This window comes from Paenibacillus sp. 2003 (genome assembly GCF_031455635.1).
Taxonomy (GTDB): domain Bacteria; phylum Bacillota; class Bacilli; order Paenibacillales; family Paenibacillaceae; genus Paenibacillus; species Paenibacillus amylolyticus_B.
Genome location: NZ_JAVDTB010000005.1, coordinates 283,060 through 297,813, shown reverse-complemented (window position 1 = coordinate 297,813; position 14,754 = coordinate 283,060). Strand labels below are relative to the sequence as shown.

The following is a 14,754-nucleotide window of genomic DNA, read 5'->3' as shown; positions in this document are numbered from 1 at the left end:
CAAAAGTGGCTGTGTTTTTGAGTGATGTGTGCTAAAATGAGAAAAACGCCTGAACGTCACCTAATTGTCTCCAAGGTGGAATTCAATTCGGATGGAGTGATGATCATGAGTCTTGTCACCGGAATCCTGGTCTGTGCTTTTGTATATGTGATACGTGCCTCGCTGGTACGCTCTGAGGAAGAGGACTGGCGGAGTTATTAATGGAATATCTAGTGCGCCAACCTATGCGGTTGGCGCTTTTTTTGTGTTGTGTTTTGAAGAAGTCCTATATATAGATGGCAGGTTACATGTCCTGATGATTTCATGTTATATAGGACTTTTTGGTTTTTTTTGATAGAATGAAGATAAAGGCTTTTGGGGCCTGGATATTGTTACTGTTTTCACAATGTTCATGGAACGTGTAATATATGGCAAAATTCGACATCAGAAAGGGGAATCAGATGAATGAATCCCAGTTTGAGTATTTATGACAATCTTGGTGGTGAGAAAGGTGTTCGCGCACTGGTCGAGGCTTTCTATCCGATCGTTCAGCAGAATGAGCAGCTGGCTCCGCTTTTCCCGGAAGATATTCAGCCGGTCATCGACAAGCAGTATATGTTTTTGTCTCAGTTTTTTGGAGGACCAGGGCTGTTTTCCGAGGCGTTTGGACATCCAATGATGCGTGCCCGTCATATGCATTTTGAAGTGACGGTTGAACGGGCTGAGGCTTGGCTTGCATGTATGGATCAAGCCTTAACACAGATTGGTGTGGAGGAGCCCTTGCATTCGTTTATCCTGCAGCGTTTATCCGGGCCTGCACATCACTTTGTGAATACACCGTAGTTCCGAATATGATTATAAGCGTACGGGAGAGGGATGGAAGAGATTGGAATTAGAGCCGCTGTATAAGGTGAAAGTGACCTGCCATTATTGCGAAACCGAGTATGAAACCTCACGGGTAAGACCGAGTTTGAAAAGGCCCTACCGGACGGATTCGGATTTTTGTGCGTACTACAAACTGGAGAATCCAGATTTTTATGTGGTTCGCATCTGTCCGCAGTGCGGGTTTGCCTCCACGGAGAACGCAACGGAGCATTTGAATGATGCTCAGCGCAAGGCTTTTAAGGAACAGATCGGTAACCGCTGGGTTAAACGTGATTATAGCGGAGCACGAACACTGGAACAGGCGCTGGCTACGTACAAACTTGCCTTGCTGTGCGCACAGGTTATCCAGGAGAAAGATCGTGTCGTCGCTGGTCTGTTGCATCACATAGCTTGGTTGTATCGTTATATGGAGGACCATGCACAGGAACATCGTTTTCTTGAATTTAGCCTTGAAGCCTATGTGAAGGTGTTCGAACGTGAAGGAACGGGTGGCAATGAAGCTAAACTGTTGTATTTGCTCGGGGAATTGAACCGCAGGGTAGGACGGTTTAATGAAGCAGTGCAATGGTTCAGCAAGGTCATTCATGACAAGCGGATCACAGATGCGGCCATGATTCGTGCTTCAAGGGAACAGTGGGCCGTGCTGCGTGAGCAGATGATTTCAAGTAAATTGGAACTCCCAGAAGAGATGCTGGAAACAGACAAAGAGGCTGCGAAGCGCAGCCCCCTCTAAGTTGATCTTACATTAGTTACGGACTGGACGGCTGGATAACAAATAGTCACTGTCGTTGTCGATCACGGTCATACTTGTATTACAACAGGGAAAGACCAGTAGTTTCTTTTTGCCTTCGCGAATGAGCACAAGCTCTTTTGGTTTGAGGGGGAGCAGCACGTTGCTTGCATGACAGTAGGGACATTGCTGTACATAGATGTCTCCCATCACAATATCGTAAGGCCAGCTGTTCTCAAACGGAATCATTCTTGTTCGCCTTCTGGTGCGGAAGGTTTGGAGGCTTCTTGTTTGGCGAGTTCCGCAATCTTCTGCATCAGGATATGTTGGGGCATGTGCATCAGGTGCTCCAAAGGTACACCTAAGGATTCTGCTAATTTGACGGCTGTATCAGCCGATACTTGTAAAGGTTTCATACGTTTACCTCCTGAAAGTTACTATAAATACATGTTCAAAAAGTCTGGTTTTCAGTACCGAGAAGATGGAATGAAGCTAGAAATGGAGTAGCGGAGCGTAGGCAAACTACGTGAGCAACTACATTGTTTCCAAAGGAAACAACCTTCGGAAGCATCCGCTTATTTCGGCTGAATTTCATATTCGATGCTGATGATGCCGGTAGGCATGATTCGTAATCAAAAGTGGACTTTTTGAACAACCTCTGTAGCTATTTCTCTAGTATAGAGATACAGCATACAGAAAACCAGTTTTTAATTCAATCCTAACCATCCAATTTATAGAGAGAGGTGCCTTATTAAATGAAAACGCCACTACACCCCGTATGGGATCTGGAGTCCATTTTTAGTGGAGGTTCTTCCTCCGAGACATTTGCTGCGTATCTGATTGAATTGGAAGAGGATGTACGTAAACTGCAACATCTGTTGAACGAAACACCTGCACCGACTTCATTAGAAGAGACGGCAGCATTTGATCCGATTTTGGAACTGCTGCAAAGCTGTTATGTTCGCATATCGGAAGGTTCTGCGTTTGTATCCTGTCTTTCATCACAAAACCAGAAGGACAAAAAGGCAACCCAGCTTCAAGGGGCCATCAGTTCTATTGCAGCGATGCTGAACGGCAGCAAATCAAAGTTCGATAATACACTCAGTCAGACATCGGATTCGGTGTGGGGCGCTTGGATTGCTCGGGAAGATATTCAGCCGCTGGCATTTGTATTAAACGAGAGTCGCACGCTGGCTCGTGAGAAGCTGTCGCCGGAACTTGAAGGTCTTGCACTGGATCTGGGTGTGGATGGTTACCATGGTTGGGGCAAATTCTATAACACGATTGTCAGCAAGGTGAACATTCCATTTGAGCAAGATGGGGAGACGGTGATGCTCTCCGCAGGACAGGCTGCCAACAAGCTGAGCGATAGTGATCGGAATGTACGCGAGACGGTATTCGCAAACTGGGAGCAGGCTTGGACCGATGTCGAAGATTTCTGTGCAGATACACTGAACCACCTCGCAGGATTCCGTCTGAAGTTATATGAGAAACGTGGCTGGGATGATATCCTCAAAGAACCGCTGGCCATCAACCGGATGTCACGTCAGACACTGGATACGATGTGGGATGTGATTAACGGTGCCAAACCTGCGCTTGTTCAATATCTGGAGCGCAAGGCAGAACTGCTGGGGGTAGACAAGCTCAGCTGGAGTGATGTAGATGCACCTGTAGGTAAATCGAGTGGCAAAATCACTTACGATGAGGCAGCCATCAATATTGTTGAACAGTTTGCCAAGTTCAGTCCTAAACTTTCCTCGTTTGCAGAGATGGCTTTTGAGAAACGCTGGATCGAAGCAGAAGACCGTCCTGGCAAACGTCCAGGCGGATTCTGTACGTCTTTGCCACTTAGCAAAGCAACCCGAATTTTCATGACCTTCTCCGGGACACCATCTAATGTGTCGACTCTTGCGCATGAACTTGGTCATGGATATCATCAACACATTATGGAAGAGTTGCCTGCATTGAATCAACGTTATGCGATGAATGTGGCTGAGACAGCGTCCACGTTTGCTGAACTGATTGTAGCAGATGCCCTGGTGCAGGCGGCAACAGATGAGCAAGAGAAGCTGGCTTTGCTGGAAGACAAGATACAGCGAAGTGTGGCTTTCTTTATGAACATCCATGCCCGGTTCCTGTTTGAGAATCGTTTCTATGAACAACGCAAAAAAGGGCTGGTCAACGCGGATGAATTATCCAAATTAATGGTGGAGGCGCAACAGGAAGCGTTCTGTGGTGCACTTGCATCAGATCATCCTCATTTCTGGGCATCCAAACTTCATTTCTATCTGACAGGTGTGCCATTCTATAATTTCCCATACACGTTCGGTTATATGTTCAGTGCGGGAATCTATGCAAGAGCGCAGCAGGAAGGTACAGCATTTGCAGATAAATATGATGATTTATTGCGTGATACAGGACGTATGACGGTCGAAGAACTCGCTCAGAAACATTTGGGTACCGATCTGACGCAACCGGATTTCTGGCAAAATGCTGCGGACTTGGTTATTGCCGATATTGAGCAGTTTCTGCAGATGACAGCAACCGAAAAATAGGTTGAATATAATAGGTTGAATATATATGAAAAAGGCTGCAATCCCCTGTTAACAGACACAGGATTGCAACCTTTTTTTGTTCGCGATCCTAATTTTTAAGGTTTAAATATTTTGTCGCAAATGAAAGAAAAAGCTCAGTTTAGGGGAGTGAAATGGCAATTAATTGTGCAAATCATAGTTAGAAATACCCAACTTTGCCGTTCTTTGTTGAATGAGCACATATGATGTCATATAATGAGTCGTAAGTCCTTGATTTATAGGACTATAAGCATATAAGGAGAGTGTTAATATGAAAATTGATGAGCTTTCATTAGCGAGGCAGTTGGATCTGGTGTTCAAAGAACTTGATAATGAGTTATCAGGGTTAGATTCAGGGGTAGTTTTTGTGCAAATACGAAACAACGTAATTGGGAAATTCGGTATTCGACATAATCCGATAGCTGGACGAGATGGGCAGATGGATGTGGAGGAAGGGGGGCTAAACGAAACCCAGAGAACATCTTTCCGGGCAATGGCACTGGAGACGTTGAAATTCAAACGCAATTGGACGCATGGCGAGATATCATACGACTTCACAGTAAGACAAGGTATGATTTTGGTAGATGCAACGATGGAATCCAATTACAATATGGCCAGCCTTATGATTCGTTATCCTAGAACCAATACATACAACAAGGATTCAGGTATGGAGTCGACCTCATAATTCATTGCACAAGAGAAAGCGGCACTTCCGAAGAAGGCCGCTTTTGTTTTTTTAACGCTACTTAAGCAATAATTACGAGCTTACGAACGACCCGATAATTGCTGCTCAGCGATTTGCACCAGACGTTTAGTGATGTATCCACCCAGAGAACCTGTCTCACGGGAAGTATAGTTACCGTAGTAACCATCTTGTGGAATAGTTACACCCAGCTCTTGAGCAGCTTCCATTTTCAATTGTTGCAATGCTGCTGTTGCTTGGGGAACGACCAGGTTGTTGGAGCGGCTACCGCTACCTTGGTTTTGACTTCCGTACATATGTGTCACCTCCTTATGGGTTGGTGATGTTAGTATGGTTAGAGAATAAGGAAATATACATGATATGGTGTAAGGGAAAATATGGATAAATATCAGTGCACAGGACACATAAAAAAGCCGACCCAATGCGGGTCGACAAGTTGTATATGGATATCAAAATATAGGGTGATATGCGTAAAAGCAAAATAGAGGATGATCAGCTCGTTTAGTCTGTAGGAGGTACAACCTCAATACGTGTAAATAACTCAACAGGCTGTTCCGGTTCCAAGCGAATCAACCCGGTTTGTTCATCCGATAAAGCCAAATTAGGTGCATCCGGGAGCCAAGTGTACGGTTCAATGCACAGAAACTGATCGGATTCACCTTTGGTAAAGAGAACCCAATGTTTGAAAAATGCTTCATCTGCTGAATATTTCAATGTATATCCATCTTGTCTGCGTAAGTAAGCCGTGGCTGGTTCACCTTCGGTAGCTTTCAACAAAGTATCCCAGTTACGTCCCTTCAAGTTGATGCCTTCGTTCAGAGCAGACCATTCACCTAGAGATTCTATTTCACCTGTAGGGAGTTGTTCTTCATTCTGTCCGTATAGTCCGGACACAGGCACTTGCAATGTCCAGTCGGCAGGTTTGCCGTCTAACAAAAACCATGTATGATATCCCATCCCGAATGGAGCAGGTGTTGAGCTCAGATTGGTGACTCGCAGACGCTGGCTAAATACAGCGTTTTGCAGACTGAACGTCATCTCAAGCTTCAGGGGAATCGGGAATTGAGCCATCCAGTGCTCTTCATTTTCAGTCAGTAATTCGGTCGTAATTGCACAGCCGTCTTCATCTTCCTCAATGTCACTGACACACCAGGATTGGGTACGGTGGAGACCGTGTATATGGTTGTCATTCGCCGTGTTCTGATCAAACTGGTAACGAACACCTTCATATTCGAATTGTCCCCGATGAATGCGTCCTGGTGGAATCAGAAGAGGAACGCCAAAATGGTACGGCTTCTGCAAATAAAAGGCAAGATCGTCTTCATCCGGACGACGGACGACATCTCTGTCCTGCACTAAATCGCGAATAGAAATAATATTATTTCCAAGACGCGGCAGCAGGGTGATTTCCAATTCACGGCTATGTAGGATATACGTGTCGTAACCATTCCATTGGCCTTTGGTCACTTGTTTCATATCGATGCTCCTTTTCCCACTTGAAATCTGTCTGCAAGCAGTTGTGATGAAGCTACTGCTGCAGGCGTGTCGTTGTGTACATGCCAGCTATTTCCTGCGCTATTTCGTGTGAAGAAGGCAACAGGATAAGCAATTCCATCATAACAGATTTTGATGTCTCGGGTAAAAAAGTTCAACTCATTTTGACATTCGCGCCTGTGCGCATTAAGATGGAACTCTGAAAGCATTTATTAGAATTGAATGACATGAAATCGATGACAGGGATAAGTAGGCCAAGAGAACTCTCTTCAGAAAGCCGGTGGTTGATGTAAACCGGTGTGAGCTTTTTACCGAATGGACCCTTGAGTGTGGATTTGAACAGGCGTAGCCAACGATAGGCTTGCCCCACTAGAGTCTGCCGTATAATCCACGTTACGGAACAATGAAGGCATTTCTTCAGCTTGACTTGAATTCAGGGTCAGGAGCAATGGAAGAAAAGCGAATAAGGGTGGCACCACGGTCTCACGTCCCTTGCGGATGTGGGGCCTTTTTGCGTTCGCAGAGAATGGCGGGAGCTTTTTATATACAATCAGGGAGGCGTTATGTGCAATGAAAACAGTACTTTCAGGTATTCAACCGAGCGGCAAGCTCACATTAGGTAATTATATTGGTGCAATCAAAAATTTTGTGAAACTTCAGCATGACTATCAGTGTCATTTCATGGTGGTTGATCTTCATGCCATCACCGTGGCTCAAGAGCCGGCAGCATTGCGTGAACAGTCGGAAGCGGTAGCTGCGCTGTTTATTGCAGCAGGCATTGATCCGTCGAAATCCAACGTATTTCTGCAATCCCATGTACCGCAGCACGCGGAACTGGGCTGGTTGATGACTACGCTGACCTCCATGGGTGAGCTTGAGCGTATGACTCAATTTAAGGATAAATCATCCGGTAAAGACTCCGTTGGTGCCGGACTGTTCGTTTATCCATCATTAATGGCGGCTGATATTTTGTTATACAATGCTGACCTTGTACCAGTAGGTGAGGACCAGAAGCAGCATTTGGAGCTGACACGTGATCTGGCAGGACGTTTTAACCACCGTTATGGGGAGTACTTCACCATTCCAGATCCGTATATCCCACAGGTAGGTGCACGGGTAATGTCACTTGATGATGCCTCTTCGAAAATGAGCAAAAGTAACCCTAACGCTGGCAGCTATATCGCTCTACTTGATCCGCCAGATGTTATTCGCAAAAAAATCAGCCGTGCTACAACGGATTCCGGGCGTGAAGTGGTATACGATCCGGCGAACAAACCGGAAGTTAGCAATCTGATGAGTATCTACGCGGAATGTGCCGGTATGACGCTTAAGGAAGTAGCTGAGCGTTATGAAGGCAAGATGTATGGTCCGTTCAAAAAGGAACTGGCTGAAGTGGTTGTATCTGTGATTGAACCGCTGCAACAACGGTATAATGAGATTCGTGAGTCTGGCGAATTGGCTGAAGTCTTGGATACGTCAGCCCGCCGTGCAGAAGAAGTTGCTGCTCAAACGTTGGATGCAGTGAAAGAACGTATGGGGTTTGTTCCTAGACGTAAACTGTAGTGGTGTACAAGATCATCATATTTCACGCATTGAATAGTTAACATGAATAAAGAGGAGCCCTATTGAAGGACTCCTCTTTATTTGTGCGTTCATTATTGAACTATCAAATGACCTGTTCAAGAAGTAGGCTCTGAAGCGGTCGAGCGAACTTCCTGACGTTCTTTTTTGGCGCGAATCACGAATCCCCAGCCAATGTTGGCAATGGACAGGACAAACATCAGTGCAGCAAACCAACCGGAGTAGGAGATCATAATTGCTGAAACCGTTAACAAAATAATCGAAGAGAATGCGAACCATAAGGATAAGCCTTTACTCATTGGGAAAAACCTCCATCTACAAATTTAGTAAAATTCCGTATAACCTGAAGCGTACGAGCCATAATAATCTTGCAAGCTTGCAATACATTACAGACACAGATTGAAAGGAGATTATAAATTATGGCTCAAGGATCTCGTTCTTCAAACAACTTGGTGGTACCTCAAGCGACTGCAGCACTGCAACAATTGAAAATGGAGGCTGCACAGGAACTGGGTGTAACTATCCCACAAGACGGTTACTATGGTAACTACACTTCCCGTGAAACAGGATCTCTGGGTGGATATATCACCAAACGTCTGGTACAAATCGCTGAGCAGTCTCTGGCTGGGTCTGGCAAATAATTTATCTTAACCAACAGCAACAAAACAGGATAAACAGAAAGCCCGGAGCGGAAACGCTCCGGGCTTTCTCGCGTATCAGTTCCTATGTCTGATTGTGCCTTGCCATGCTCACTTCGTCAAGGGCGTGCAGATAAAAGTTTTTTATCCATTTTCTCATCGCTTAACCAGCCTACATAAGTATCAATCGTCTCAAAATTCCGATCCATCACAATTACAGCGACAAATGGATATTGTTTTCGGTGTCGATAACGTACATCTGCCCAGCGGACCTTGTAACCGGCAGGCAGTTCTTCTACCTCTGCCACCGCATAGGAGGTGAAATAGAGGAATGCGCTGACTTCCGGTGATTTGCGTGAAGCAGCAACGGCGGCATGAGTAGAAGACGAGGCGTGCAGACTCCATACCAGATTAGAACCATCCATTTTACCGATCACATAACTGCCGTCCTCAACTCGTTTAACCACATGCCAGCGGTTCCAGGATATTGTTGGAATGACGATGTATCTTGCCTGCTCTGGGCTGTTGTCGAGACGTCTAACTTTTCTGACTGCTTGTGCACGAGCAATCGTTCGCCATATATAATATAAACCGGTCAAGCTATACAACGTAATGAAGATTGGTGCAGGGGCGAACAGATCAAAGGCCCATAACAGGATAGCCACGACGTGCGTGGTGAATAGAAACGGATCAAAAATATGAATGATATTCCAGGCGATCCAGCGTTCCGTAAAAGGCCGGGCGGCTTGGGTTCCATAGGTGTTGAACAGATCGGTGAATACGTGAAAGCCTACGGCCACAGCGGTCCAGGTGGCAACGTGTCCAATAGGGACACCAGGGAATATCAGTGCAATGACGCCGGTGATGAGCAAAACCCATAACAGGAGAAATGGCAGAGAGTGTGACAATCCCCGATGATTCCGAATGTAAAGCGAATTGCTTTTGAGACGTAACGCAGTATCGATGTCAGGGGCCTGGGAACCGGCGATCGTGCCAACCATTACCGCAGCTGCAAGCATGGGACTAGCCGCGACAACAGGGTCGACATAAGCCAGACCGGCTAAACCAATCCCCATGACAAAATGTGTAGAGGTATCCATAAACGTCTCCTTTGTGTGGTGTATCGTTCTAAGGCATATTACTTCTCTATCTAGGTGATACCCATATATAGTGTATAATATCCGTCTGTCAGGATGCAAAACATCCCTAATTTCAAAGTTATGACAATTTCCTGTGACATACCCAATAAATGTACGTAGTTTGTCAAACTATTTTGGCAGTTCCTATGATAAACTTTATATCGGATACAGTGAGAAAAAGCGCCAGAGAACGTACGATACTATTCGAATGATATACAACGCTAAAATAATTTATGGGCATTGTTCCTTTTAACCGTTACAATATTATAGAATCTCATAATAAGTAGGTTTCTTTGAATACATATGTCACAGTAGATGGATGAAGCGAAACAAACGTGATTTTGGGTTCACATATGTATGCGTATTCATAAGAGAAGATACAGAAGGGACGAGGAAGATGCTGAAAAAGTACAAATGGACATGGATGCTGCTCGGGCTCGCACTGATAATGGCTGTGTATCTGATGTGGGGCACCGTATTTGCCAGTAAGGAAAAATTACCCGAGATTCGTGAAATCCAATCCTTTTCCATGGAAAATGTAGATGGCAGTACGGTATCACTGGAGGATACTCAAGGGAAAGTCCGATTGTTCTACTTTTATTTCACCAGTTGTCCGGATGTCTGCCCGATTACGACGTTTACATTATCCCAGGTGCAGGATCTGTTGAAAGAGGACGACACCTTCGGTAAAGATGTCTCATTTGTCTCTATTTCATTCGACCCGAAAGTCGATACAAGAGAGAAGATTAAGACGTTTGCGGACCGCTTCCACGCGGATTATTCCGGATGGTACTTCTTGCGAGGGGATATGGACAAAACCAAACAGTTGGCCAGGGATTCATTCCAGATCCTGATCGAAGGAGAGAATAAGGACGATTTTGCCCATATGAACATGATCGGGTTGGTGGATGAGAACAACCAGCTGCGCAAGGTATATAACGCATTTAATACAGAGGATGTTGTGCCAGCTGTCATTGCCGAGGATATTCGTAATCTGATAAAGGAATAATCATCTGATCATCATACTGTAAAGGCTGCCTTCAGGTTGGATATCAACCTAAGGCAGCCTTTTGGCATTTCTTTTAAAAGGAAGGATGTTCAGGGTATTGGATGTATGTCTCTAACCCGGCTTTCTCCAGCTGGGCAATGATATACTCATCAGGTGTTCCTTCCACACCCGCATATCCTCGTCGTGTATACATCTGTACTGCATCCGGGAATGCATCCCGAAGCACACCTCTAATTTTTTTGCCGGAACTGTCATTATCCATAAATAAATAAACTTCATCATATCCGACTTGTTTGCGCAATGTCTCCAGCTTAAGTGAATTAAGCGTTCCAAACGTGCATAAAATGTTGATTTCGGGTCCAACCAGACGTTTCAGTTTGCTTCGATCATTCTTACCTTCCACAATGACATGAATAGGCATGATATTCACCTCTTGTTCGAGAGCTTATGTCGACATTCCCCGGGAAATGTTGCAGCGAAAATCGACTGATTATATAAAAAGGACTCCTTTCTTTACACTGTTCACCACGCGGACAGGAGCACGTCTGATTTCTAAATTCTTCTTCACATACATCAGGAATTATTTCTGATCAGTAGTGGTCGTTACGGTTACGGATCGTTCCTTCGATCGCTGTTGTCTCCAAATTTCTGATTGATTTTATTTTTTATAGGTTGAAATATGGAGACAAAGGCGAACGCTACCGCTTCTTCAAAATCGATTCCGTCCCCTTCACTACTTCCAATGATCGTCCATACCTAATGATGATATTTAAGAAAAAGTTGAAATCTTGAAGACAGCGCTTATGCCCCCTAGGTCGTTCCGTTCGTGTGTAAAACGTTAGTCCATTTTATATAGTTTAGCTGTAAATGGGGGAATGATGCAAAGCTAATGAAAATACTGGCCTAATTGCTGTCATAACGGTAGGGAAGAAGAGCTTGATACAGGCCTAATTTAATATACTTTTGGGATCGGTGAGGGATGCTTCGCGTCTGGATGTATAGTATGGAAGCAGCAGCATACCAATCATTAATAAAACAAAGGCGATGAAATATGGCGATAACCCGACACGGAGTTGTCCAGCCGTGATGGGGCCGATAAATGAACCGATGGAAGTTGCAATGGATTGCAGCGAGAAAATGCGGCCCAACCTGCTTCCTCCACTCAGACGAATAAATAGGGTAGCCATAGCTGGAAAGATAACGCCTTTGGACATCCCGAGTGCAAACAATACGGTGGACAACGGAACCTGCGGAATAGCTGCCATCACAAAAAAACACAAGGACATTAACAGCACGCCCGCAACCAGACGCAGCTTGGGGGAATACCGGTTGAGGAATAACATGCTGAGTGTGAAGAGTGCCCCAATACTGATTATAGAGAACAGCAGTCCGGTAGACATGATGGACGATTGTCCTCCTCCCCGCAGGGGTAATTCGAAGAAGAGAATCCCTTGAGCACAGGCAATCACCAGAGGCAAGGCAAAGTATCGCCAGGACACCGGCAGGAATGCACTTGTGGCATCTGCTGGTAAAACGTCAGGTTTGGCAGGTACCGTTACTTTCTCATGCTGCTTGATGATGCCGCGGGGCATGGTCATAAAAGCAATGACACCTGTGAGAATAAGCAGATAGCCCAATCCTGAGAATGTAGCAGAGAATCCCATGGAACCCACAATGATCGCACCGGCTGCTGGCGATACCACAGATGCGAGGGTATGTACTACCCCATGACCTGACATATACTTCCCCTGTTTCACCGGATCGCTGGATAACTGTGCAAGCAGGGCGAGACATGCAGGAGACAGGAAGGCCAGCACAAACCCGCTGATGGAACGCAGCGCCAGCAGTTGCCATGGTGTCTGGACATAGGCTTGCAGGAGCAGGATGAATCCTGCACCGAGCAGACTGAATACAATGTAGCGGCGACTGCCATGTTTATCGATTTGTGTTCCAGCAATCAGATTGCCAGGAAGATGCGTTAAGGAATAGATGCCCATCATCCAGCCAATGAAGGTAGGGGCGGCTCCCAGCGAGATGGCAAAAGGGGTCAGAATGGGATACTGGGCGTGCAGATCAAATACAGCAAGGAACAAAAACAGGTATAGCCAGATGGCCGTTTTCACATAAGCCCCTCCTTGTTAAGCGATGCTTGTTCAAACTACAGGCCTTGAACGTGTTCCCCGTTCGCCCGGCAGAACCTCATGGTACTACTTGTACGCCCGGCGGGACGAACTTAGACCGTTTATTTTTAAGGGAGAGGGCTTAGCTGACAGCAGCTTCGGAAATCATGTATAATATTCGGGAGTGTTACGAATGAATTCTAATACGGAAGGTGTAGTCATGAACATAGAAGTAATCAAAGAGTTTGTAATGCAGAACTGGCTGGTGATCGTGGTTGCATTGATCATATTGTTCTTTGTTCTGAATGTGGTCAAAACCGTATTGAAATGGGCGATTGCCATCATCATTATTGCGGCTCTACTGATATACAGCGGCATCTCCATTGATCAGATCAAACAGACAGTGACAGACGTACAATCCAGCACGATGGACACATTGAAGAAGGAAGCAACCAGCATGATGCTTAAAGAGGCTTCCAAAGCGAAATACGTCAAAGGACAGGATGGAGCGTTCACCATCACAAGTCCCAATGTGGAGATTAAGGGCAGAACTCAATCGGATAAAGTTGATGTGACCTTCCGCGGAATTTCACTTGGCGAATGGAAACTCGACAATGAAACTATACGTACGTTTGTCGAACAGGCACAGGAGAACAAAACAGCACCAGCATCGTAGTAAAGGGGGAATCGGTACGTGCTGCAGAATTGGCTGGACAGCCTGAAGGAATTGAATGGCATCACGATTATGCTGTTGCTGATTGTGGCTGCTTCATTATTGCAGGGTTGGTCCAGAGGGGCTTCGCGTTCAGCAGGCAGACTCTTTGGGTTCCTGATGGATGGCATTATGGCGGTCATTGGTATTCTGTTGTCGATCGGTTTAACATTGTGGCTTGCACCATATGTACAGCAGTGGCTGTCTGAGTATGCTTCTGCCATGCCTAATCGTGAGTTGAACCGGTGGGAACAGATGTATTATACGTTGGTTACGGCGATTGCAGATTTTCCGCTGATGCGGTTCGCTGTGTTATTTGTATTAAGCTATGGACTCATCCGACTGATTCTCGGGTTTCTCTCTTCATTTATTTTTAGCAGCAGGCAGGGGTCAGCCGAGGAAAGTGCGCCTAAAGGTATGTTTAGTCGGTTGACGGGTGCATTCATTGGCACGATCATAGGCTCCGTCCGCGGAATGATTGTCATTGCGGTTTTGTTCATGATTGTCAGTCTTTACCCCGGGAGCATGTTCAGCCGATATGTGGAAGCATCTCCGATCTATATGCAAGGGGCCAAATCGGTTATCGAACCGTTGTCTGGCACGTTTATCAAGGACAAGCTACCCGTATTTACGCAGGCTGTGCAGAAGGAACTGGGCGGCATCCTGCAACGCAAATATGAAGTCATTGACCATAATATTCCGACGGATATTGAATCAGCCGCGAGTGAGATTGTCAAAGGCCAATCGACAGATGAAGCCAAAGCAAGAGCGCTATACGACTGGGTAGGTTCACGTATTCAGTATGACTATGGTAAAGTGGATGACTATGAGCAAAAGGGCATATGGCATGAACAGAATCCACAGAATACATTTGATACACGCAAAGGCGTATGTATTGATTATGCCCGTCTTTACGCCGTAATGGCCCGTTCACAAGGACTTGAAGTCAAAGTTGTTACAGGGCTTGGTTATAACGGCCAGGGAGGGTACGGTCCACATGCGTGGAATGAGGTGTATTTGAGTGATTCCGAGAGCTGGGTTCCGCTTGACCCGACATGGGCGATCAGTGGAGACTGGTTTAATCCTCCGAATTTTGCCGACACCCATCTAAAGGATCAATCAGCTTAGCAATACAACGGACAAGGGTCCGGAATATGACGACGTTGCCAGGTTATCATGCCGCGAAGAATC

18 protein-coding genes and 1 other annotated feature are annotated in these 14,754 nt (G+C 45.7%); of the genes, 10 read left to right on the top strand and 8 right to left on the bottom strand.

Annotated elements, in window-relative coordinates:
* The first annotated feature begins 36 nt into the window (after positions 1–36).
* The 3 genes from J2X75_RS21435 to J2X75_RS21425 all read left to right on the top strand — a co-directional run bounded on the left by J2X75_RS21435 (position 37) and on the right by J2X75_RS21425 (position 1,597).
* On the top strand, positions 37–201 hold the full coding sequence (locus tag J2X75_RS21435; protein WP_155984997.1) for a hypothetical protein: 165 nt from the start codon (positions 37–39) through the stop codon (positions 199–201).
* 243 nt (positions 202–444) lie between these two features.
* Complete coding sequence (locus tag J2X75_RS21430) at positions 445–822, top strand: globin domain-containing protein (protein WP_036605723.1); 378 nt, start codon at positions 445–447, stop codon at positions 820–822.
* Positions 823–865: 43 nt separating this feature from the next.
* On the top strand, positions 866–1,597 hold the full coding sequence (locus J2X75_RS21425; protein WP_076211011.1) for a DUF2225 domain-containing protein: 732 nt from the start codon (positions 866–868) through the stop codon (positions 1,595–1,597).
* A gap of 12 nt (positions 1,598–1,609) precedes the next feature.
* On the opposite strand, the gene J2X75_RS21420 is transcribed toward J2X75_RS21425, so the two are convergent.
* The gene (locus tag J2X75_RS21420; protein ID WP_017692378.1) at positions 1,610–1,843 is read right to left on the bottom strand and encodes a hypothetical protein; all 234 of its coding nucleotides are present in this window, start codon (positions 1,841–1,843) and stop codon (positions 1,610–1,612) included.
* Complete coding sequence (locus J2X75_RS21415) at positions 1,840–2,010, bottom strand: YycC family protein (RefSeq protein ID WP_017692379.1); 171 nt, start codon at positions 2,008–2,010, stop codon at positions 1,840–1,842. Before J2X75_RS21415 ends, J2X75_RS21420 begins: the two co-directional genes overlap by 4 nt.
* A 339-nt stretch (positions 2,011–2,349) precedes the next feature.
* On the opposite strand from J2X75_RS21415, the gene J2X75_RS21410 reads away from it, so the two are divergent.
* Both J2X75_RS21410 and J2X75_RS21405 read left to right on the top strand, forming a co-directional pair.
* Positions 2,350–4,149, top strand: coding sequence for a M3 family oligoendopeptidase (locus J2X75_RS21410; RefSeq protein WP_310339872.1), 1,800 nt, complete (start codon positions 2,350–2,352; stop codon positions 4,147–4,149).
* A gap of 289 nt (positions 4,150–4,438) precedes the next feature.
* Complete coding sequence (locus J2X75_RS21405; RefSeq protein WP_310339870.1) at positions 4,439–4,852, top strand: O-methyltransferase; 414 nt, start codon at positions 4,439–4,441, stop codon at positions 4,850–4,852.
* Positions 4,853–4,932: 80 nt separating this feature from the next.
* Here J2X75_RS21405 and J2X75_RS21400 read toward each other — a convergent pair whose 3' ends face one another.
* A complete protein-coding gene (locus J2X75_RS21400) occupies positions 4,933–5,166 on the bottom strand; it encodes an alpha/beta-type small acid-soluble spore protein (protein WP_111269531.1) in 234 nt (77 codons plus the stop codon).
* 205 nt (positions 5,167–5,371) lie between these two features.
* Complete coding sequence (locus J2X75_RS21395; protein WP_310339867.1) at positions 5,372–6,346, bottom strand: aldose 1-epimerase; 975 nt, start codon at positions 6,344–6,346, stop codon at positions 5,372–5,374.
* A 245-nt stretch (positions 6,347–6,591) separates the two neighbouring features.
* Positions 6,592–6,860, top strand: a binding site (T-box leader).
* Positions 6,861–6,934: 74 nt separating this feature from the next.
* Between J2X75_RS21395 and trpS the strand changes: the two genes are divergently transcribed.
* Positions 6,935–7,927 (top strand): tryptophan--tRNA ligase, encoded by a 993-nt coding sequence (gene trpS / locus J2X75_RS21390; RefSeq protein ID WP_310339865.1) that lies wholly within the window; start codon positions 6,935–6,937, stop codon positions 7,925–7,927.
* A gap of 116 nt (positions 7,928–8,043) precedes the next feature.
* Here trpS and J2X75_RS21385 read toward each other — a convergent pair whose 3' ends face one another.
* Entirely contained in the window at positions 8,044–8,244 is a 201-nt protein-coding gene (locus J2X75_RS21385) for a hypothetical protein (RefSeq protein ID WP_310339863.1), read from the bottom strand.
* A gap of 120 nt (positions 8,245–8,364) precedes the next feature.
* Between J2X75_RS21385 and J2X75_RS21380 the strand changes: the two genes are divergently transcribed.
* The gene (locus J2X75_RS21380; RefSeq protein WP_056702318.1) at positions 8,365–8,586 is read left to right on the top strand and encodes an alpha/beta-type small acid-soluble spore protein; all 222 of its coding nucleotides are present in this window, start codon (positions 8,365–8,367) and stop codon (positions 8,584–8,586) included.
* A 116-nt stretch (positions 8,587–8,702) separates the two neighbouring features.
* On the opposite strand, the gene J2X75_RS21375 is transcribed toward J2X75_RS21380, so the two are convergent.
* The gene (locus J2X75_RS21375) at positions 8,703–9,683 is read right to left on the bottom strand and encodes a metal-dependent hydrolase (protein WP_310339861.1); all 981 of its coding nucleotides are present in this window, start codon (positions 9,681–9,683) and stop codon (positions 8,703–8,705) included.
* Between the two features lie 436 nt (positions 9,684–10,119).
* On the opposite strand from J2X75_RS21375, the gene J2X75_RS21370 reads away from it, so the two are divergent.
* Complete coding sequence (locus J2X75_RS21370; RefSeq protein ID WP_124117453.1) at positions 10,120–10,731, top strand: SCO family protein; 612 nt, start codon at positions 10,120–10,122, stop codon at positions 10,729–10,731.
* Positions 10,732–10,804: 73 nt separating this feature from the next.
* Here the strand turns inward: J2X75_RS21370 and J2X75_RS21365 are convergent, their stop codons facing one another.
* Both J2X75_RS21365 and J2X75_RS21360 read right to left on the bottom strand, forming a co-directional pair.
* Positions 10,805–11,152, bottom strand: a complete 348-nt coding sequence (locus J2X75_RS21365; RefSeq protein WP_192135859.1) for a toprim domain-containing protein — start codon at positions 11,150–11,152, stop codon at positions 10,805–10,807.
* A gap of 526 nt (positions 11,153–11,678) precedes the next feature.
* Positions 11,679–12,854, bottom strand: coding sequence for an MFS transporter (locus tag J2X75_RS21360; protein WP_310339855.1), 1,176 nt, complete (start codon positions 12,852–12,854; stop codon positions 11,679–11,681).
* 190 nt (positions 12,855–13,044) lie between these two features.
* Between J2X75_RS21360 and J2X75_RS21355 the strand changes: the two genes are divergently transcribed.
* A complete protein-coding gene (locus J2X75_RS21355) occupies positions 13,045–13,527 on the top strand; it encodes an ATPase (RefSeq protein WP_174806458.1) in 483 nt (160 codons plus the stop codon).
* Positions 13,528–13,545: 18 nt separating this feature from the next.
* Positions 13,546–14,691 (top strand): transglutaminase domain-containing protein, encoded by a 1,146-nt coding sequence (locus J2X75_RS21350; protein ID WP_124117457.1) that lies wholly within the window; start codon positions 13,546–13,548, stop codon positions 14,689–14,691.
* Positions 14,692–14,754: the final 63 nt, after the last annotated feature.